The organism is Paracoccus sp. PARArs4, from assembly GCF_947311865.1.
GTDB lineage: Bacteria > Pseudomonadota > Alphaproteobacteria > Rhodobacterales > Rhodobacteraceae > Paracoccus > Paracoccus zeaxanthinifaciens.
The window spans coordinates 122,864-142,830 of record NZ_CAMZMW010000003.1; the positions used below are offsets into that span (position 1 = coordinate 122,864).

Annotated in this window: 16 protein-coding genes; 2 read left to right on the forward strand and 14 right to left on the reverse strand. The window is 67.9% G+C overall.

Annotated elements, in window-relative coordinates:
• Positions 1–3: 3 nt before the first annotated feature.
• From QMZ16_RS03440 to QMZ16_RS03460, 5 genes are all read right to left on the reverse strand, one after another.
• Complete coding sequence (locus QMZ16_RS03440; RefSeq protein WP_282602145.1) at positions 4–957, reverse strand: ABC transporter permease; 954 nt, start codon at positions 955–957, stop codon at positions 4–6.
• Positions 958–1,027: 70 nt separating this feature from the next.
• Positions 1,028–2,587 carry an ABC transporter substrate-binding protein gene (locus tag QMZ16_RS03445; protein WP_282602146.1) on the reverse strand — a complete coding sequence of 520 codons (1,560 nt, stop codon included), beginning with the start codon at positions 2,585–2,587 and terminating at the stop codon, positions 1,028–1,030.
• Between the two features lie 48 nt (positions 2,588–2,635).
• Positions 2,636–4,120 (reverse strand): aldehyde dehydrogenase family protein, encoded by a 1,485-nt coding sequence (locus QMZ16_RS03450; protein ID WP_282602147.1) that lies wholly within the window; start codon positions 4,118–4,120, stop codon positions 2,636–2,638.
• Positions 4,117–5,292 (reverse strand): mandelate racemase/muconate lactonizing enzyme family protein, encoded by a 1,176-nt coding sequence (locus tag QMZ16_RS03455; protein WP_282602148.1) that lies wholly within the window; start codon positions 5,290–5,292, stop codon positions 4,117–4,119. The genes QMZ16_RS03450 and QMZ16_RS03455 overlap by 4 nt, the downstream gene beginning before the upstream one ends.
• Positions 5,289–6,899, reverse strand: coding sequence for a GMC family oxidoreductase N-terminal domain-containing protein (locus QMZ16_RS03460; protein ID WP_282602149.1), 1,611 nt, complete (start codon positions 6,897–6,899; stop codon positions 5,289–5,291). The genes QMZ16_RS03455 and QMZ16_RS03460 overlap by 4 nt, the downstream gene beginning before the upstream one ends.
• Positions 6,900–7,004: 105 nt before the next feature.
• Between QMZ16_RS03460 and QMZ16_RS03465 the strand changes: the two genes are divergently transcribed.
• A complete protein-coding gene (locus tag QMZ16_RS03465) occupies positions 7,005–7,853 on the forward strand; it encodes a LysR family transcriptional regulator (protein ID WP_282602150.1) in 849 nt (282 codons plus the stop codon).
• Here QMZ16_RS03465 and guaD read toward each other — a convergent pair.
• The 4 genes from guaD to xdhA are packed head-to-tail and all read right to left on the reverse strand — an operon-like array spanning position 7,831 to position 13,611.
• The gene (gene guaD, locus QMZ16_RS03470) at positions 7,831–9,129 is read right to left on the reverse strand and encodes a guanine deaminase (RefSeq protein WP_282602151.1); all 1,299 of its coding nucleotides are present in this window, start codon (positions 9,127–9,129) and stop codon (positions 7,831–7,833) included. The genes QMZ16_RS03465 and guaD overlap by 23 nt on opposite strands.
• Entirely contained in the window at positions 9,117–9,851 is a 735-nt protein-coding gene (gene xdhC / locus QMZ16_RS03475) for a xanthine dehydrogenase accessory protein XdhC (protein ID WP_282602152.1), read from the reverse strand. The genes guaD and xdhC overlap by 13 nt, the downstream gene beginning before the upstream one ends.
• Positions 9,848–12,163 (reverse strand): xanthine dehydrogenase molybdopterin binding subunit, encoded by a 2,316-nt coding sequence (gene xdhB, locus QMZ16_RS03480; protein WP_282602153.1) that lies wholly within the window; start codon positions 12,161–12,163, stop codon positions 9,848–9,850. The genes xdhC and xdhB overlap by 4 nt, the downstream gene beginning before the upstream one ends.
• Positions 12,160–13,611, reverse strand: a complete 1,452-nt coding sequence (xdhA, locus tag QMZ16_RS03485; protein ID WP_282602154.1) for a xanthine dehydrogenase small subunit — start codon at positions 13,609–13,611, stop codon at positions 12,160–12,162. The genes xdhB and xdhA overlap by 4 nt, the downstream gene beginning before the upstream one ends.
• A gap of 113 nt (positions 13,612–13,724) precedes the next feature.
• Between xdhA and QMZ16_RS03490 the strand changes: the two genes are divergently transcribed.
• Complete coding sequence (locus tag QMZ16_RS03490; protein ID WP_282602155.1) at positions 13,725–14,621, forward strand: LysR family transcriptional regulator; 897 nt, start codon at positions 13,725–13,727, stop codon at positions 14,619–14,621.
• 69 nt (positions 14,622–14,690) lie between these two features.
• On the opposite strand, the gene QMZ16_RS03495 is transcribed toward QMZ16_RS03490, so the two are convergent.
• The 5 genes from QMZ16_RS03495 to QMZ16_RS03515 form a co-directional block, all read right to left on the reverse strand.
• The gene (locus QMZ16_RS03495) at positions 14,691–16,064 is read right to left on the reverse strand and encodes a PepSY domain-containing protein (protein ID WP_282602156.1); all 1,374 of its coding nucleotides are present in this window, start codon (positions 16,062–16,064) and stop codon (positions 14,691–14,693) included.
• 38 nt (positions 16,065–16,102) lie between these two features.
• The gene (locus tag QMZ16_RS03500; RefSeq protein ID WP_282602157.1) at positions 16,103–16,459 is read right to left on the reverse strand and encodes a DUF2946 family protein; all 357 of its coding nucleotides are present in this window, start codon (positions 16,457–16,459) and stop codon (positions 16,103–16,105) included.
• A 32-nt stretch (positions 16,460–16,491) separates the two neighbouring features.
• Entirely contained in the window at positions 16,492–17,748 is a 1,257-nt protein-coding gene (locus QMZ16_RS03505; RefSeq protein ID WP_282602231.1) for a urate hydroxylase PuuD, read from the reverse strand.
• 4 nt (positions 17,749–17,752) lie between these two features.
• The gene (gene uraH / locus QMZ16_RS03510; protein ID WP_282602158.1) at positions 17,753–18,106 is read right to left on the reverse strand and encodes a hydroxyisourate hydrolase; all 354 of its coding nucleotides are present in this window, start codon (positions 18,104–18,106) and stop codon (positions 17,753–17,755) included.
• Between the two features lie 132 nt (positions 18,107–18,238).
• Positions 18,239–19,699: a nucleobase:cation symporter-2 family protein gene (locus QMZ16_RS03515; RefSeq protein WP_282602159.1), complete on the reverse strand. Its 1,461-nt coding sequence runs from the start codon at positions 19,697–19,699 to the stop codon at positions 18,239–18,241.
• Between the last annotated feature and the right edge of the window lie 268 nt (positions 19,700–19,967).

Consider the following 19,967-nt stretch of genomic DNA (forward strand, 5'->3'; position numbering starts at 1 on the left):
GTTTCAGCCGCGGCGCAGGCGGGGGTTGGACATGATCGACAGGATGTCGGCCAGCACGTTCAGCGTCACGTAGGTCGCCGCGAAGAACAGGCCCACGGCCTGCACCACCGGCAGGTCGCGGCTGGACACGGCATCGACCAGCAGCTGCCCCATCCCCGGATAGGAGAAGACGGCCTCGACCACGACGACGCCCACGATCAGATAGGCAAGGTTCAGCGCGACCACGTTGATGATGGGCGCGGCCGCGTTTGGCAGCGCGTGGCGCAGGATCACCCGCCAGCGCGGAACGCCCTTCAGGCGCGCCATCTCGATATAGGGGGATGCCAGCACGTTGATGATCGCGGCCCGCGTCATGCGCATCATGTGCGCCACCACGACCAGCATCAGCGTCAGCGCCGGCAGGAAGCACCGATAGAGCGCATCGCCAAGCGAGGTCGCCTCGTCGATGCGGGCCAGCGTCGGGAACCACCCCAGCCGGATCGAGAAGACGAGGATCAGCACGTAGGCCACGAAGAATTCCGGCATCGAGATCGCGCTGAGCGCGCCCACGTTCACGCCCCGGTCGAACGGGCTGTTGCGCCACATCGCGGCCAGAAGGCCCAGGGCCACCGCGACCGGCACCGCGATGATCGCGGCATAGGCGGCAAGGAACATCGTGTTCGACAGGCGCGACATCAGCAGGTCCGCCACCGGCCTGCGCGAGGCCAGCGAATTGCCCAGATCGCCCTGCGCCACCCCCGACAGCCAGTCGAGATAGCGCAGATGCGCCGGCAGATCGAGGCCAAGCTCGGCCCGCCACGCGGCAAGGGTCTCGGGGGTGGCCGACTGGCCCAGGATCTGCTGGGCAAGGTCGCCCGGTTGCAGTTCGATCCCGACGAAGATCAGCGCCGAGACCGCGAAAAGGGTCAGGACACCAAGGATCAGCCGCTGCAAGATCAGCTTGGAAACATTGGACATCGCGTGTTCTCCTGAGCCGCCCCGAATGGCGGGGCGGCGGGATGCGCTTCGTGGACGGACGGGGACGGCCTCAGGCCATCCACCACCGTTCGATGAAGCGGACGCTGTCCAGGTCCCACATCTCGGATATCCGCTCGGGCATGCGGATCTTCGTGCTCATGGCCGAGACGTACTGCCCGAATGCCGGGATGAGCGAGCCGTTGTCCTGCTGGCACAGGCCCTGCATCTCGGCATACATCTCGGTGCGCAGGCCCTGGTCCAGCTCGGACCGGGCGGCGACCAGCAGCTCGTTGAAGCGGGGATTTTCCCAGTGGGTGTCGTTCCAGTCGGCCCCGGCGGCATAGCCCGAGCTGAACATCAGGTCCGGCGTCGGACGCCCGCCCCAATAGCTGCAGCAGAACGGGCTTTTCAGCCAGACATTCGACCAGTAGCCGTCATCGGGCTGGCGATCGACGGTGATGTTGATGTTCGCGGCCCGCGCGGCCTCGGCGAACAGGACCGACGCGTCCACCGCGCCGTTGAACGCCGCGTCCGAGGTCTGGAGCGTGATGTCCAGCCCGTCCAGCCCCGCCTTGGACAGGAAATGCTTCGCCTTGTCCGGGTCGTAGGCGTGCTGTTCCAGATCCGGGTTGTAGAACGGCATGGAACTGGCGATCGGGTGATCGTTGCCGACCGTGCCATAGCCCAGCAGGATCTTGTCCACGATGGCCTGCCGGTCGATGGCGTATTTCACCGCCATGCGGACATTCGCGTCGTCGAAGGGCGCGGCCTTCGTGTTCATCGGCATGGTATAGTGCAGCGTGCCGTTCTGGGTGTGCACGCGCAGGTTCGGGTTGCGCACCATCAGCGGCAGGGTCTTGAGGTCGGGGCGGTCGATCAGGTCCACCTCGCCGGTGACCAGCGCATTCATCCGCGCGGCGGGATCGCCGACCTTCAGCAGGACCACGCGGTCGAAATGGGCGCGCCCCTCCTTCCAGTAATCGTCGCGGCGGCGCAGGTCGGCGCGGACGCCCGGCTCGAAGTTCTCGATGACATAGCCGCCGGTGCCGATCATGCTGTCGGCGTCGATGCGGCCGTCCATGTCCTTGCGGATGGTCAGGTGATAATCGTTCAGGATCAGCGGGAAATCGGCGCTGCCCGAGCTCAGGTCGAACACGACCGTGCTGTCGCCATCGGCGCGGATGTCCGCGATCTGGCTCAGCAGGCTCTTGACGCCGGACTTGGACGCGTCGCCCATGTGGTGGCGGATGGACGAGATGACATCGACCGCGCGCAGCCTCGTCCCGTCCGAGAAGGTCGCGTCGTCACGCAGGCGGAAGGTCCAGCTGGCGGCATCGGCGTCAGGCTCCCAGCTCTCGGCCAGGCTGGGCTGGGCGGTGCCGTCCGGCCCGATCTCGACCAGGGTCGAGAAGACGGCATAGCTGATCGCGAACATGAAGTCGTTGGAATAGGTCGCCGGGTCCATCGAATCCGAGCTTTCGCCCTGGGTATAGCCGACGCGCAGCGTGCCGCCCTTCTTCGGCGTGTGGTCCTGTGCCATGGCGGGCATGCCCATCCCCAGCACCAGCCCGCCCGCGGCGGCCCCGGCCATGAAGCCGCGGCGCGAAGTTGCCCAATTCGTCGATGTCATCTCTTTCCCCTCTGACAGTGATGGCGGCGACCCCGGTGCGGGGCTTCCTCAGACCGCGATCGCGATGGATTTCGTGCGCGTATAGGCCTCCAGCCCTTCCAGTCCCTTTTCCCGGCCGAAGCCGGACTTGCGGTTGCCGCCGAATGGCAGCTCGATCCCGCCGGCCCAATAGTCGTTGATGGTGACCTGCCCTGCATCGACCCTGCGTGCAACCCGCAGTGCGGTGGTGATGTCGGGCGTGTAGATGCCGGCATTCAGCGCGAAGTCGGTGCCGTTTGCCAGCGAAATCGCCTCGTCGATGTCATCGAATGTCTGGACGGTCAGCACGGGGCCGAAAATCTCCTGCTGGATGGCATCGTCGTCCTGCGGAACGCCGTCGATCACGGTCGGCGCATAGAACCAGCCGGCGCCCGTCTCGGGGTCGGTCACGGCATGACCGCCGGTCACGATCTCCAGCCCGCGCGCACGGGCGGCGTCGACATGGCCCGCGATCCGCGACAGGTGCAGATCGGAATTGACGGCGCCCATGTCGGGGTTGCGCAGGCCGTGCCCGACGCGCAGCTTCTGCGCCTTGGCGACCAGTTCGGACAGCACCTGGTCGTGCAGGCTGCGATGCACGATCAGCCGCGACCCGGCCGAGCAGATCTGCCCGCTGTTCGAGAAGATCGCCCACAGCGCCCCGTCGGCCACCTTCGCCGCGGATGCATCCGCAAATCCCATCAGCGGCGACTTGCCGCCCAGCTCCAGCGTCAGGCCGGTGACGTTCGGGGCCACGCGCTGCATCACGTCGATCCCCGTCCCGACCGAACCGGTGAAGGTCACATGGCGCACGCGCGGGTCGCCGACCAGCGGCGCACCGGCCTGCGCGCCCGTCCCCGTCACCACGTTCACGACACCCGCGGGCACGCCCGCACGCACCAGCAGATCCGCGATCAGCAGCGCGGTGAAGGGCGTCGTCTCGGCCGGTTTCACGACCGCGGTGCAGCCCGCCGCCAGCGCGGGCGCGATCCCGCGCACCAGCGTCGAGGTCGGGTAGTTCCAGGGCACGATATGCGCGGTGACGCCGACCGGCTCCTTGGTGGTGAAGGCGACCGTTCCGCCGCCCAGGTCGGGGCTGCGCCCGTCCAGCTTGTCGGCGGCGCCCGCGTAATATTCGAACAGCCGCGCCGATCCCGCGACATCGCCCTGCGCCTCGGCCAGGGTCTTGCCGCTGTCGAGGCTCTCGACCACGGCCAGCAGGTCGGCCTCGGCGCGCATCAGGGCCGCCACGTCGTTCAGGATGCGGCAGCGTGTTGCGGGCGGCACGTCGCGCCAGGCCTCGAACGCGCGCTGCGAGGATGCAAGCGCGCGGTCCACATCCTCGGGCCCCCCTGCGGCAAAGCTGCCAAGCACGGTGCCGCGGCCCGGATCGAAGCTGTCCATCCGCGCGCCGTCGCTGGCCGGGTGGAAGGCGCCGTCGATGTAATGTCCCTGCGGCAGCATCGGCAGCGTGCCCGTTTCGTCGTAGGTGCGGATCAGATCGGCAAGCTTCATGGCTGCTCCTCGGTGACTTGGTATTGGGCGCGGGCAAGGAATTCGGGCGAGATCTCGACGCCCCAGCCGGGGGCGTCGGTCACCGTCACCCTGCCATCCACGACGGCATAGGGGTCGTTCCGGAACAGCCCTCGCTGCCACGGATAGTAGTCGTCCCCCTCGATCGAGAATTCGAGATAGCGCCCCGCATTCGGCACGGCACGCAGCAGGTGCATGGTGAACAGCGTGACCATCGACAGGTTTGCCGCATGGGGCGTGCAGGGCAGCCCCGCCGCATGCCCCATCCGCGCGACCTGCATGGCACGGATCATGCCGCCCACATAGAGGATGTCGGGCTGCACGATGTCCACCGCGCGCATGTCGATCATGCGCCGCCAGTTCACCAGGTCCCAGTCCTGTTCCCCGCCCGCGACCTCGATGTCCAGGGCGGCATTGACGCTGGCCGTCTGCTCCAGCTCCCAGTACAGGCACGGCTCTTCGTAGTGTTCATAGCCGTGATCCTGCAGCATCCGGCCCACGGCGATTGCGCGTTCGGGCAGGAAGCCGGAATTGGCATCGACCAGAAGATGCGCGTCATCGCCCATGGCGCGGCGCATGGTGGACACGATCTCCTCGGTGCGGCCATCCCATTCGTCGCGGTCATGGCCACATTCCGCCCCCACGCGGACCTTGAACGCGTCGAAGCCGTGACGGTCGCGCAGCTCCTGCATGCGGCGGGCCTCGTCCGCGGGGGTGATGTCGCGGCGCATCGAGGACGCATAGGCGCGGATCGGCCCCGGATCGCCGCCCAGAAGGCTTGCGACCGGCAGGTCCAGCGACCTGCCGCGCCAGTCCCAGGCGGCGGTCTCGAACCCGGCCAGCGCGCGGCACAGATAGGTGCCGGGATACTTGTGCTCGCGCAGCGGAACCTGCGCCACGATATCCTCCAGCGCGCCCATCCCGCGCCCCAACGCCCATGGCGCAACCGAGCGGTGCAGCACCTGGCAGGTGATGTCGGAATTGTAGGGCGAGACCTGCCCCCAGCCGATCGCGCCGTCCCGCGTGGTCACGCGGACGAAACCGACCAGCGGGGTGGTGAAGGTCTCGATCCGGGCGATGCGCGGCCCGCTGTCGTCACCGCCCCTTGCGTGGCGCAGCGGCACGGCACCGGATGCGGAATAGGGCTGGCTCATGCGTCCTCCAGGATCATGTCGGCGGCGCGCCATGCGACCATCATCGTCGGCGCGTTGGTATTGGCGGATGTCAGGTTCGGAAAGACCGAGGCATCGACCACCCGCAGCCCCGCGAACCCGTGCACCCGCAGGCGCGGATCGACGACCGATCCTGTGGCATCGGCCCCCATCCGGCAGGTCCCCACGGGGTGGAACACCGTGCCGGAGCGTTCGCGGAAATCGGCAAGGATCGCCGCGTCGTCCATGTCGCGCAGATCGGGACCGATCGGCCCCTTCACCAGCGGCGTCATCGCATCGCTGCGCATCAGCGCACGGCACAGCCGCCCACCCGCCACGACCTGCGCGCGGTCCTCATCCGTGGCCAGGCTGTCGGGACGGATCAGCGGCGCGTCCCCCGCATCCCCCGAGGATATGTCGATCCGCCCCCGGCTGGTCGGACGCGCGGGCGAGAAGCCGATGATGAAGCCCGGAAACGGATCGGGGTTGATGACCGTCCGCGTCCCCTTGGGCGTCGTCGTATAGGTGACGGGGTTGAAATACAGCTGCTGGTCCGGGCGCCCCAGGGCGGGATCGGTGCGGAAATACCCGCCGCACTGGTTCACCGACAGCGCCAGCGGCCCCTTGCGCGTCAGCAGGTATCGCAGCCCCGCGCGGATCTTGCCCGTCAGCGGCGACAGCACGTCGTTCAGCGTCGGCTGCGTCGCACGATACAGATAGCTGATCCCCAGGTGGTCCTGCAGATGCCCGCCGACATTCGGATTGTCGGCAAGGCAGTCGATGCCGTGATCGCGCAGATGCCCCGCAGGCCCGATCCCCGACCATTGCAGGATGCGCGGCGAAGTGACCGAGCCTGCGGCCAGGATGATCTCGCGCCCCGCGACGGCCTCGGTCGGGGTGCCGTTCCTGTCATAGGCGACGGCCACGGCGCGGCGTCCCTCGAACCGGATGCGGCGGACCAGCGCGCCCGTCAGCAGCGTCACGTTCGCCCGCCGCAGCGCGGGTCGCAGCATCGCCGCGGCCGAGGAATGCCGCCGCCCCCGCCGCGTGTTGATGCGATAGGTCGCGGCCCCTTCGGGCGTGCCGCCGTTGTGGTCCGCGGATGCGGGCAGGCCAAGCTCGGACGCCGCCTCGAAGAAGTGGCGGTTCACCGGATGCACCTGGTCCGACACGTCCTGCACGTGGATCGGGCCGTCCCCGCGCGTGCTTCCGTCCGGCGCCACATGCGTCTCGATCCGGTCATAGACCTCGCGGACCGCGTCCCAGCCCCAGCCGGTCGCGCCCGCCGCCTGCCAGTCGTCGAAATCGCCCGGCAGCCCCCGCGCATAAAGCATGGCGTTGATCGACCCCGAGCCCCCCACGACACGCCCGCGCGGCCAGTAGTCGCTGCGCCCGTTCAGCGCTTCCTGGGGCTGAGAGCTGTAGCGCCAGTTGACCCCCGGATGATGGAAGGTCTTGCCATAGCCCATCGGCAGGGAGATCCACGGCAGCCGGTCATGGCCCCCGGCCTCCAGGATCAGGACGCTGTGACGCCCCGAGCGCGACAGGCGTTCGGCCAGCACGCAGCCTGCCGAACCTGCACCGACGATGATGTAATCGTATCGTGACACGCGACCTCCGAATTCGGGGGCACTGTGTCAGTTTGACGACCGAGGTGCATAACGAATAATAATTCGTCCGAACCTCGAAATAATTCGCAGAAGAATGGCCGCCCCATGTTCAACGAATTGCCGCCCCTGCCCTGGCTTCGCGCCTTCGAGGCCAGCGCCCGGCTGGGCAACTTCACCCGCGCCGCCGAGGAACTGGCCCTGACCCCCTCTGCCGTCAGTCACCAGGTCCGCTCGCTCGAGGCGCGGTTGGAGCAGCAGCTGTTCACGCGCGCGCGCCGGTCGCTTTCGCTGACGCGGCTGGGCCAGAGCTATCTTCCGATCGTCACGCAGGCATTCGCGGCGCTGAACGATTCGACCTCGGGGCTGTTCGGCAAGACGCAGGGGAACACGGTCACGCTGCGCTGCCTCAGTTCGCTGACCAGCCTGTGGCTGCTGCCGAAGATGGCCCGCCCCCTGCCCGACGTGACGCTGCGGCTGCTGTCCACGTCCTGGTCCGACGATCCTGGGGGCGAGGGGATCGACATCGACATCCGCTATGGCGACGGCACCTGGTCCGACGGAGAGGTGATCCCCCTGATGCAGGGCGACGTGCTACCGGTGGCAACGCCGGAACTGGCCGCCCGGGGCGACATCGCTTCGGGCCCGCTGATCGCGGTCACCGGCGTGCTGGACTCGTGGGAGCATTTCTTCACCTGCCACCTGCCCGACAGGCACGCCCCCGACCCCGCCATCACGGTGGACCAATCGCTTGTCGCGCTGGAACTGGCGACCGCAGGGCGCGGCTTCGCCCTGGTGGCCGAGGTCTTCGCCCATCCCTATCTGCAGGACGGGCGGCTGGTTCCGGCGGGGGACCGCCGCATCCCCGAACGGCTGGGGCACCACATCGTGCTACCGCACGGCACGAACCCCCATCGCCCCGAGGTCGCGGCAATCATCGAATGGCTGCGTCGCTAGGGCCCTTCTGCGCCACCCCCGCAACATAGGTCTGCGCGACGGCGCGGTCGTCGCCCATGATCTGCAGGATGAACAACTCCTCGGACAGGGTGCGGATGCGTTCGGAACGCAGCGCCATCGCAGGCGTCGCCCGCGCGTCCAGCACGACCAGATCGGCGTCCGAGCCGGGGGCCAGCGTGCCGATCCGATCCTCCATCCCGAGGGCCATCGCGTTTCCGCGCGTGGCCCAATGGAACGCCGCCAGCGGGTGCAGCTTCTGCCCGCGCATGGCCATGACCTTGTAGCCCTCGTTCAGGGTCTGCAGCATGGACCAGCTGGTCCCGCCGCCCACATCGGTCGCCACGCCGCTGACGATGCCCGCATCGCGCAGCCCGTCGGCGTCGAACAGCCCCGACCCAAGGAACAGGTTCGAGGTCGGACAGAAGATCGCCCGGCTTCCGGTCTCGGCCATGCGCGCGATCTCGCGGTCCCGCAGGTGGATGCAGTGGCCCAGCAGCAGACGGTCCGACAGCAGGCCGTTCTGCTCATAAATGTCCAGATAATCCCGTGCCTTGGGATAAAGACTTAAGGTATATTCGATCTCGGCCAGGTTCTCGCTCAGATGGGTCTGGACATGGCAGTCGGGATGCTCGGCCGCCAGCGCACCCGCCGCCGCAAGCTGTTCCGGGGTCGAGGTGATCGCGAAGCGCGGCGTGATCGCATAGCGCTGGCGCCCCTTGCCGTGCCACGCCTCGATCAGCGCCTTGCTGTCGTCATAGCTGCTCTGGGCAGTGTCATGCACCTCGGGAATGGCGTTGCGGTCCATCATCACCTTGCCCGCGACCATCGCCATGTTGCGCGCATGGGCCGCGGTGAACAGCGCCTCGGCCGAGGTCTTGTGGACCGAGCAAAAGGCCACCGCGCTGGTCGTGCCGTTCGCCACCAGCTGATCCAGGAACAGCCCCGCGATCCGCGCGGCATGGTCGGGATCCCCGAAGCGGGCCTCTTCGGGGAAGGTATAGTTCTGCAGCCAGTCCAGCAGCTGCGCGCCCCAGCTGGCGATGACCTGCGCCTGCGGGAAATGGATATGCGGGTCGATGAAGCCCGGCATGATCAGATGCGGGCGGTGGTCGATCTCGGGCAGGTCGGGTTCGGCCAGATCGGCGTGATCGCCCACGGCCTCGATCAGGCCGTCGCGGATGACGATGGCGCCGTCTTCCCAGAATCGGTGATTGTCGGCGGTCTCGTTCGGATCGGCATGAAAATCGAGGACGCGGCCCCGGATCAGTTGTCGCATGTCTGCTCGTTCAGATGGGCGTGGGAAACAAGTCGGGCGATCTCGGCCATGGTGAAGGCCGCGATGAATTCGGGGCGCTTGTCGGGCGTGCCGCCGGTGCCGATGGGGCAGACCAGCGGCGCAGGGTCGATCCCCTGCCCGCGTGCGAAACGCGCGAAGCGGGCGCGCTTGGTCGCGCTGCCGATCATGCCGACATAGGCAAGATCGCCGCGCGACAGCGCCTCGGCGGCCAGCAGGAAATCCAGCGCGTGATCATGGGTCAGGATCACCGCGATGTCGCCCGCGCGGGCGGCACGCAGCTCGGCCTCGGGGATGGGGGTCAGGCGGGTGGTCACGCCACGGGCCAGGGCCAGTTCCTCGGGGCGGCTGTCGATCAGCGTCACCTCCAGCGGCAGGACCGACAGCGCGGGTGCCAGCGCGCGACCGACATGGCCCGCGCCGAAGACTAGGGCCTGCCTGCGCCGTTCGGCGCGCGGTGCTGCGCGATCCAGCGTCAGGACTACTCGGCCCCCGCAGCATTGCCCGATCTCGGGGCCCAAGGGGACGTCCATGCGGGCCTGCGCCTCGTTCCGGGCCAGCATCTGGCGGGCGCGGTCGATGGCCATGTATTCCAGCTGCCCGCCGCCGATGGTGCCCGTGACCCGATCCGGGGTCACGAACATCTCGGCCCCGGCATCGCGCGGGGTCGAGCCCTTGGCCGCCGAGATGCGGACGCGGATCATCGCGACAGGCGCTCGACCGCCATCAGCACGCGCTCGGGCGTGGCGGGGGCGTCGATGCGGGCCGGTTCGCGGTAATCGCAGACCGAGGCCACGGCCATGTTGATCGCCTCGAACACGCTGATGCCCAGCATGAAGGGCGGCTCGCCCACGGCCTTGGACCGCTTGATCGTGCGTTCGGGGTTCACCGACCATTCCGCCAGCCGCACGTCGAAGATGCGCGGCCTGTCCGATGCCAGCGGCACCTTGTAGGTCGAGGGCGCATGCGTGCGCAGACGGCCCTTGTCGTCCCACCACAGCTCCTCGGATGTCAGCCAGCCCGCGCCCTGCACGAAGGCGCCTTCGACCTGCCCGCGATCCAGCGCCGGGTTCAACGAGCGGCCCACGTCATGCAGGATGTCGGACCGGTCGATCCGGTATTCGCCGGTCAGCGTGTCCACCGAAACCTCGGATACCGCCGCGCCATAGGCATAGTAGAAGAAGGGCCGCCCCTTGCCCGTTGCCCGGTCCCAATGGATCTTGGGCGTCTTGTAGAAGCCCGCAGCCGACAGCTGGATACGCGCCAAGTAGGCCGCGCGCATCAGGTCGGCCCAGGGCACCAGCTCGTCGCCCACCTGCACCGCGCGCGGACGGAATGCCACCCGGTCGGGCGCCACGCCCCAATGCGAGGCCGCGAATTCCACCAGCCGCGCCTTGATCTGTTCCGCCGCATCCAGCGCCGCCATGCCGTTCAGGTCCGCCCCCGAAGATGCCGCCGTGGCCGAGGTGTTGGGCACCTTCTCGGTCGTGGTCTTCGTGATCTTGATCAGCGAGATGTCGCACTGGAACGCCTCGGCCACGACCTGCGCGACCTTGGTGTTCAGCCCCTGCCCCATCTCGGTCCCGCCATGGTTCAGGTGGATCGAGCCGTCATTATAGACATGGATCAGCGCGCCCGCCTGGTTGAACCATGTCGCGGTGAAGCTGATGCCGAACTTGACCGGCGTCAGCGCGATCCCCTTGCGGATGACGCCGCCCTTGGCGTTCCAGTCCAGCACGGCCTGCCGGCGGGCGTGGTAATCGCTGCTGGCCTCCAGCTCGTCGAAGATGCGCGGCAGGATCTGGTCGGTGACCTCCTGGTGATAGGGGGTCAGCTGGCCGTTCTGGTACAGGTTGCGCTTGCGCACCTCCAACGGGTCCATGCGCAGCGCATAGGCGATCTCCTCGATCATGCGTTCGGCCACGATCACGCCCTGCGGGCCGCCAAAGCCGCGGAACGCGGTGTTGCTGACGGTGTTCGTGCGCATCGGATGGCTGCTGACCCGCACGTCGGGATAGTAATAGGCGTTGTCGGCATGGAACAGCGCCCGGTCGGTCACGGGGCCGGACAGGTCCGCGCTGAAGCCGCAGCGCGCGTACCAGTCGCCATCGACCGCGCGGATGCGGCCCTGATCGTCGAAGCCCACCTGGTAATCCACCATGAAATCGTGGCGCTTGCCCGTGGCGGTCATGTCGTCGTCGCGGTCGGGGCGGATCTTGACCGCGCAGTTCCAGCGCCGCGCCGCGATGGCGGCCACGCAGGCGAACAGGTTCATCTGCGTTTCCTTGCCGCCGAAGCCGCCCCCCATGCGGCGCACGTGCACCACGACCGAATGGTTCGGCACCCCAAGGGCATGGGCGACCATGTGCTGCACCTCGGACGGGTGCTGGGTCGAGACATGCAGCACCATGTCGTCATCCTCGCCCGGCACGGCCATGGCGATCTGCCCTTCGAGGTAGAAGTGGTCCTGCCCGCCGATCGCGAAGCGCCCCGCGATCCGGTGCGGCGCGTCGGCCATCGCGGCTGCCGCATCGCCGCGCTTCAGGGTCAGCGGGTCGGTGACGTATCCCATCCCGGCGTCGCGGGCCGCGATCGGGTCCAGCGCATGAGGCAGCGCCTCGTATTCGACCTTCGCAAGCCGCGCCGCGCGGCGGGCGGCGTCGCGGGTCCGGGCGATGACCGCGAAGACAGGCTGGCCCAGGAAATGCACCGTCCCGTCGGCCAGGATCGGATCGTCGTCCTTGCCGTTTGGCGACACGTCGTTGACCCCCGGCAGGTCCGCCGCCGTCAGCACGCCCAGCACGTCCGGATGCGCCAGCACGTCGGAGTAATCTGCCGACAGGATGCGCCCATGTGCGCATTCCGACAGGCCCAGATAGGCATGGGCAAGGCCCGAGGGCTCGTTCAGGTCGTCGGTATATTCGGCACGGCCCGTGACATGCTTGGCCGCGCTGTCATGGATGGCGTCCTGATGCGCAAGGCCGCGGATCGGGGCGTTGTCGGTTGCGTCCTTCATGCGACCTCCTTGGCGGCATCGCGCAGGGTGACGGGCAGATCCGGGTCGGATTGCTCCAGCCAGAAGCGGCGGATCAGGTTGCTCGCCACGCTAGCGCGGTATTCGGCGCTGGCACGCATGTCGCTGAGCGGGGTGAAATCGTCTGCGATGGCGCGACCCGCCTCGGCAAAGCTGTCGGCGGCGAAGGGCTGACCGATCAGCGCGTTCTCGGCCGCGGTCGCGCGGCGCGGGGTCGCGGCCATGCCGCCGCAGGCGATGCGCGCATCGGTGATGGTGCCGCCTTCCTCGCGCACCACGATGCCCATCGCCACGGACGAGATGTCGCTGTCGCGGCGCTTGGAAACCTTGTAGGCGGCGATGCGGGCACCCGGGGTCGGGATCACGATCTCCTCGACGAACTCCCCGGGTTTGCGGTCCTGCTTGCCGTAATCGATGAAGAAGTCCTGCAGCGGGATCTGCCGCCGGGTATCGCTGTGACGCAGCACGATTTCGGCCCCAAGCGCGATCAGCAGCGGGGGCGTGTCCCCGATGGGCGAGCCGTTGGCGATATTCGCGCCGATGGTGCCCAGATTGCGCACCTGCCAGCCGCCGATGCGCAGCCAGTAATCCGCGACCTGCGGCAGATGACGGCGGATCATCGGCAACGCCTCGGAATAGGTGACGCCCGCGCCGATGCGCAGCGCGCCGTCCTGATGGCGGATGTCCTTCATCAACGCGCCGACGAAGATGGCACTGGGAATGGGGCGCAGGAACTTGGTGATCCACAGGCCCACATCGGTCGCACCTGCGACAATGGTGGCGTCGGGCTGCTGGACCAGCAGCGCGGCAAGATCGTCGGTATCGGCGGGCACGATGGCGCGGTGCCCGTCGCGGGACACGTCCACGCGGCCCTGCCGCATCGCGGCCAGCCGGCGCGCGACATCCTGGCGTTCACGGGCCAGCGCATCCATCGCCTGCCCGCCCGCGCGGGCGGCGGCGAGTGCGGCGTCGATGATCGGGCGGTATCCCGTGCAGCGGCAGATATTGCCCTGCAACGCGGTCTCGATCATCTCCTCGGACGGGTCGGGATCGGTCATCCACAGACCATAGAGCGCCATGACGATGCCCGGCGTGCAGAAGCCGCACTGGCTGCCATGATGTTCGACCATCGCCGCCTGAACCGGGTGCAGGCCCCCATCCGGTGCCGCCAGATGTTCGATCGTGACGATATGCGTGCCGTGGCAGGCCGCAAGCGGACGGATGCAGGCGTTGATCGGTTCATAGACCAGACCGTCGGGCGTCACGCGCCCCGACAGGATGGTGCAGGCGCCGCAATCGCCCTCGGCGCAGCCTTCCTTGGTGCCCGTCAGGCGGCGGGCGATGCGCAGATGATCCAGCAGCATGTCCGAGGGCGACACCTCGGACAGGGCGATCTCTCGGTCGTTCAGCAGGAAACGCAGCTGGGTCATCCTTGGTCCTTCCGGGCATGCGTGGGAACATGAATGCTAGGGCGGAAAAAGCCGTTGCGAAATCATTTCCGACTTGGAAGACTTTACACGAAACGTTGAAAGCCGAACATCCCATGTCCTATCTCGAAAGCCTGCGCGTCTTCGTCCGCGTCGTCGAACTGGGTTCGATCACCGCAGGCGGGCGCGATCTGCGTCTTTCGCCGGCAGTCGCCTCGAACCGGATCAAGGATCTGGAGAACCGCTTCGGCCTGCGCCTGCTGAACCGCACCACCCGCAAGCTGACCACGACCGAGCTGGGGCGCGCCTTCTACGACCATGCCAAGCGGGTGATCGAGACCCTGGACGAGGCCGAGGCGCTGGTAAGCAGCTTTTCGGGCAAGCCGCAGGGGGTGATCCGGCTGACCGCGCCGCTTGGGCTGGGGCGCAGGCTGGTCGCGCCGCTGATCCCGCGGTTCTGCGACGACAATCCCGGCGTCGAGATCCGGCTGCGGCTGTCCGATCGCAACGTCAACATCGTCGAGGATGCGATCGACCTTGCCTTCTTTCTGGGCGAGCCTGCGGATTCCGCCCTGAAATGGCGCAAGATCGCGGATTGCCCGCGCGTTTTGGTCGCAGCGCCGGCCTATCTGGCGGCGCGGGGGCGTCCCGAGCGGCCCGAGGATCTGGCGGATCACGACTGCCTGCTGCTGCGATACCCCCGCAGCCCGGAATATTACTGGACCCTTGTGACGCCCGAAGGCCCGCGCAAGATGATGGTCACGGGCCGCTTCGACACCGATGATGGAGAGGTCCTGCGCGACTGGGCGCTGACGGCGCACGGCATCGCGAACCGGCCCCGATACGAGGTGGCCGACGATCTGGCGGCGGGACGGCTGGAGGTCGTGCTGCCCGAAACGCCGCCGACCGTGGCGCAGATGGGTTGCCTGACGCCCCATCGGCGGCTGCAGGATCCCAAGGTGCGCATGTTCGCGGATTTCGCGGTGCGGGAATTGCGACCCATGTTCGACTGAGCAGGCACGCCGCGCAGCCCCCATCGAAGGGGCCGCGCGGCGTGGGGGCCGATGGCCCCCGGCAGCGCCCTAGCTGAAGGCGTGGCGCAGGGCCGGCATCCGCGACAGCACCAGGCGGTCGAGGATCAGCACCGCCGCGAAGGTCAGCCCTGCCAGCGGGAAGGCCAACCCGATCACGGCACCGACCACGACCGCGCCACGCCACATCGGCATGGCATGCGGCATGGGCGGCGCGACAAGGCGCAGGCTGCCCGAGGGGCGACGCATCCACCACATCACCGCGCCGCTGACGCACAGGAAGATCACCCCGAGGCAGAAGGCAGTGTTGGCGATGACGCTCCACCAGCCCAGGGTGCCCATGTGCAGCGCGATGCCCGCGGCCATGGCCTGCCCCGCGACGGGATAGTCTGCGAACCGCATGTCGGCCAGCACGCGGCCGCTGTAGCGGTCCACATGCACGGTCCGGTCGCTGAACGGATCGCGGCTGTCGGTAGACATCGAATCGCGAGAGATCGTCCAGACGGCGTCCGGCCTGCGCGGGATGTTCAGCTGGTACCGCCCCTCGAACCCGATCTGCCGGGCGAAGCGGTCAATGGTGTCGATGTTCAGCGCGCCCGTTGCCCGAAGATCGCCCCCCGTATCCGAACCCGATGCGGGAAGCGGGGCCTGTTCGAGTGTCCAGGGAACCTCTTTCGGGCCGTCGTTCAGGCTGGCATGGGTCAGGTCCGACAGCGGCACCGCGTCGTATTTCGCGGGCGGGAAGGTCGACCACGCCTGCATCATCCGCGCGCCCCAGATCCCCGCCCAGGACAGCCCCGAGATCAGGAAGAACAGCAGCGCGACCGAGATCCAGATCCCCGTGACCGAATGCAGCGACCGCCACAGGCCGCGCCCCGTGGCCGGAACCGGCAGCAGCGCGCGCCAGCCCTGCCCTCCGCGCGGCCACCACAGGTACAGGCCCGTCGCCAGCAGCATGATCCCGAGCGATGCGGCGATTTCAATCACGCGGTCGCCGAAGACGCCCATCAGCAGGGTGCCATGCGTGTTGTCGGCCCAGTCGTACCAGCCGCCGCGATGGGCGAAATCGGACACGACCGTGGCGGTGTATGGATCGACGGCGACGGTGCGGGTGCCCTCGGCCCCGTCGATGCGAAAAATCGCGGCGCTTTCGGCATCGCGAGGGGCCACGTATTTCACCGGCTCGCCTCCGGGGACGGCCGAGAGGGCGGCGGTGACCTGCGCGGTCAGGCTGGCGGGGTCGCCCTGCGGAACGACGGCGATGCGTTCGCCGTCGCGCCCGTCGATCTGGGCGATCCACAGCATCATCAGGCCGGTCACGGCAAGGATCAGGAAGACGGGAATGACGAACAGCCCGGCATAGAAATGCCAGCGCCATGCGGCACGATAGAAGGCGGCCCGCGTGGCGGGCGATCGGGTGGTCATGAAGGAACCTCTGGCTGAATTGACGAAAAGCGGGGTCGTCAACCGGCAGGAGGGGCGCGGGCCTGCGCCAGAAGCGGGGGATGGGACGGCAGCGCGGGCGGCGCGGCGTCAAGGCGCGGAAAGCTGCGCGCGATGCGCAGCCACAGCGGCTGATCCGCTGGCGTCGCGTGGTCCAGCGCGTGGACCAGCAGGCAATGCGCCTCATGTTGGTCCGAGGGCGGCTGCGGGCGCGGATCGATCTGCGCCAGGGAAACACGTTCCAGGCCGTGGCCCGTGCAGATCACGACGAAGCCGTCGTCGATCAGTCCTATATCGGCAAGCGCCGCCGAGGTCTTCGGCAGCGTCAGGCCCAGCATCACGCCAAGCAGCAGGGCGATGTGCAGGACCCGCAGCATGGGCGAAGCAGTCACCCGCGCCGCATCACCTGTCAAGGTGCGGTTGCTGCGACCTCTCGCCCCTCGGCCTGGCGAAACCAGCGGATGATGGCGGCGCGTTCCTCGCCCGTCATCCCGCTGAGATTGGCGGGCGGCATCGCGTTGGTCAGCCCCGCCTGGAAATAGATCTCCCTGGCGGAACGGGCGATGTCGGCGGGCGTCTCCAGCAGGACGCCCTTGGGGGCGTGGTGGATGCCGTCCCAGTTCGGTTCGCGCGCGTGGCACATGGCGCAGCGGCCCGCGACGGTGCGGGTCACGGCCTCGAACCCCTCGGCATCGGCAAAGCGCTGCTCGACCGGGGTCAGGCTGCGCGCCTGCGATTCCTCGTAGCTGTCGCGGTTCAGGCCAAGGGCAGAGAGCCACATGACGCCCACGAACAGCATCGCGGTCACGGCCCAGGTCCACCACAGCTGCCCCTTGCCCGCATGCATGCTGTTGAAGAAGTGCCGGATCGTGACGCCCATCAGGAAGATCAGCGCCGCGATCAGCCAGTTGTATTCGCTGGCAAAGGCCAGGGGATAGTGGTTCGACAGCATCAGGAAGACGACGGGCAGCGTCAGATAGTTGTTATGCGTGGATCGCAGCTTGGCGATCTTGCCGTATTTCGGATCGGGCGCGCGGCCCGCCTTCAGGTCCGCCACCACGATGCGCTGGTTCGGCATGATGATGAAGAACACGTTCGCGGTCATGATCGTGGCGGTGAACGCCCCCAGATGCAGCAGCGCGGCGCGGCCCGTGAAGACCTGATCATAGGCCCAGCCCATCGCCACCAGCGCGACGAACAGCAACAGCATCAGCGCCGTCGGGTGATCGCCCATCCGCGACTTGCACAGACGGTCATAGATCAGCCAGCCCACCGCCAGCGACCCGCCCGAGATCGCAACCGCCTGCCAGATCGCAAGGTCCGCCTTCTGCGGGTCGATCAGGAACAGGTTCGCCCCCGCCCAGTAGGTCACCGCCAGCAGCGCCGCCCCCGACAGCCATGTCGAGTAGCTTTCCCATTTGAACCAGGTCAGGTGCTCGGGCATGCGTTCCGGTGCGACCAGGAACTTGCGGATGTGATAGAAGCCGCCGCCGTGGACCTGCCATTCCTCGCCATGGGCACCAGGGGGCAGGTCGGGCGCCTTGCGCAGGCTCAGGTCCAGCGCGATGAAGTAGAAGGACGACCCGATCCAGGCGATGGCGGTCACGACATGGGTCCAGCGGACGGCGAAGGCCAGCCATTCCCAGATGATGGTGCTGTCGGGGATCATCTCAGCTGCCCCGATAGGTGCTGTAGCCGAAGGGAGAGATCAGCAGCGGCACGTGGTAATGCGCCTCCTCGGACATGCCGAAGCGGATCGGGATGATGTCCAGGAAGCGGGGGCTTTCGGGAGGGATGCCCGTCGCGTCCATCCAGGCGCCGGCGTGGAATTCCAGCTCGTAGGTGCCGGTGGCGAAGCCGTCCTCGGGCAGGATGCGGCTGTCGGTGCGGCCGTCTGCATTCGTGGTCAGCCGCGCGATCTCGGTCCGCGCGCCGCCGTCCAGGCGGTACAGCACGATCCGCATTCCCGCGGCAGGCGCGCCGCGCGCCGTGTCCAGAACATGGGTGGTCAGGTAACCGGTCATGATGCCCCCTTCTTCATCGCCTTCACCAGCTTGATAGCCGATGCGCCGGGTCATGACATACGGACCCGGCGCAAGGCAGTCTTCAGGATTCGTTGAAAATCGTCACGGGGTAAATTGCCCCGCGCGACATCTTCACGGGCGGTCGCCGCGCAGGCCGGACCCTTTGCCCGACAGGCCGCCCGAGACCTCGTCGGTGGCCTCGGCGGCCAGTTCCTCGGGCAGGACCAGGTTCAGCACGATGGCGATCAGGGCGGCAGGCAGGATGCCGGACGCGCCCAGGACGCGCAGCGTGTCGGGCAGGTGCTGCAGCGCGTCGGGCGATCCGGGCGCGGTGCCCATCGCCTCGAGCTGCAGGCCCAGGCCGACCGACAGCGCGACGGCGAAGATGACCATGTTGCGCCGGTTCCACGTCACATCCGACAGCATCGAGATGCCAGAGGCCACGACCATGCCGAACATGACGATCACGCCCCCGCCCAGCACCTCGATCGGGATGGTGCGGATGACGGCGCCGATCTTGGGCATCAGTCCACACAGGATCAGGAAGATCGCGCCGATGGTGACGACGTGGCGGCTCATGACGCCGGTCATCGCGATCAGGCCGACATTCTGGCTGAACGAGGTGTTGGGAAAGCCGCCGAAGACGCCCGCGACCGCGGTGCCCAGGCCGTCGGCGAAGGTCGCGCCCTCGATCTCTCGGTCGGTAGCCTCGCGGCCGGCGCCGCCCTTGGTGATGCCCGACACGTCGCCCACGGTCTCGACCGCCGACACGAAGGCCATCAGGCAGAAGCCGATGATCGCGGCGATCGACAGCTCGAACCCGTATTTGAACGGCATGGGCAGCGCGAAGACGGCGGCGTTCGACCAGGACCCGCCGATCGCCTCCAGCGTCAGCTTGCCCGTGACCAGGCAGAAGCCATAGCCCGCAAGGATGCCCACCAGCACCGCCGAGATCGCCAGCATCCCGCGCGCATAGAATTTCAGCCCCAGGGTCACGGCGATCACGACCAGCGCCGCCGACCAGCTGGCAAGGCTGCCATAGCTCTCGGCCCCCTGCGCCTTGGCGGGAACGCCGCCCGCCGCGTATTCGATGCCGACCTTGACCAGCGCAAGGCCGATCATCGTCACCACGAGGCCCGTCACCAGCGGCGGCAGCGCAAAGCGGATGCGTCCGATGACCAGGCCCAGTGCGGCATGGAACATGCCCCCGATCAGCACGCCGGTAAACAGCGCGGCCAGACCGTCCACGCCCTTGCCCGCGACCAGCGGGATCATGATGGGGATGAAGGCGAAGGACGTGCCCTGCACGATGGGCAGCGCCGCGCCCACCGGGCCGATGGTGACGGTCTGCAGCAGCGTCGCGATGCCCGCGAACAGCATGGACATCTGGATCAGGTACAGAAGCTCGGGGAAATCAGGGCTGTTCGACCCGAAGCCGAAGCCCGCGGCCCCCGCCACGATGATCGCGGGCGTGACGTTCGCCACGAACATCGCCAGCACGTGCTGCACCCCAAGCGGGATCGCCAGCAGCAAGGGCGGCGTGTGGTTCGGGTCCTTCAACTGTTCGGCTGTGCCCAGCACCTGGTCGGCCATGGTCTGTCCCCTCTGTCGGTTGTCGTTGGTTTTGTGCCTTTCGCCGTGTCGCCGACGGGGCCGGTATTTCCAGCCATCCGCCCATCGCGCCCGCGCCGCCATGATTCGGGCGCGGGGGCCACGATCATCTTCCGCTGCTGCCCGCCTTTGCGGCAATCACTTGCACAAAATCGCGGCAGCAATATCGCGCCCAAAGCTTCGGGTTTTCCGGGCGGTCCGAATTTTCTGCTTGTCTGGCAGGATATTCCGGCGAAAACACGAGGACGCA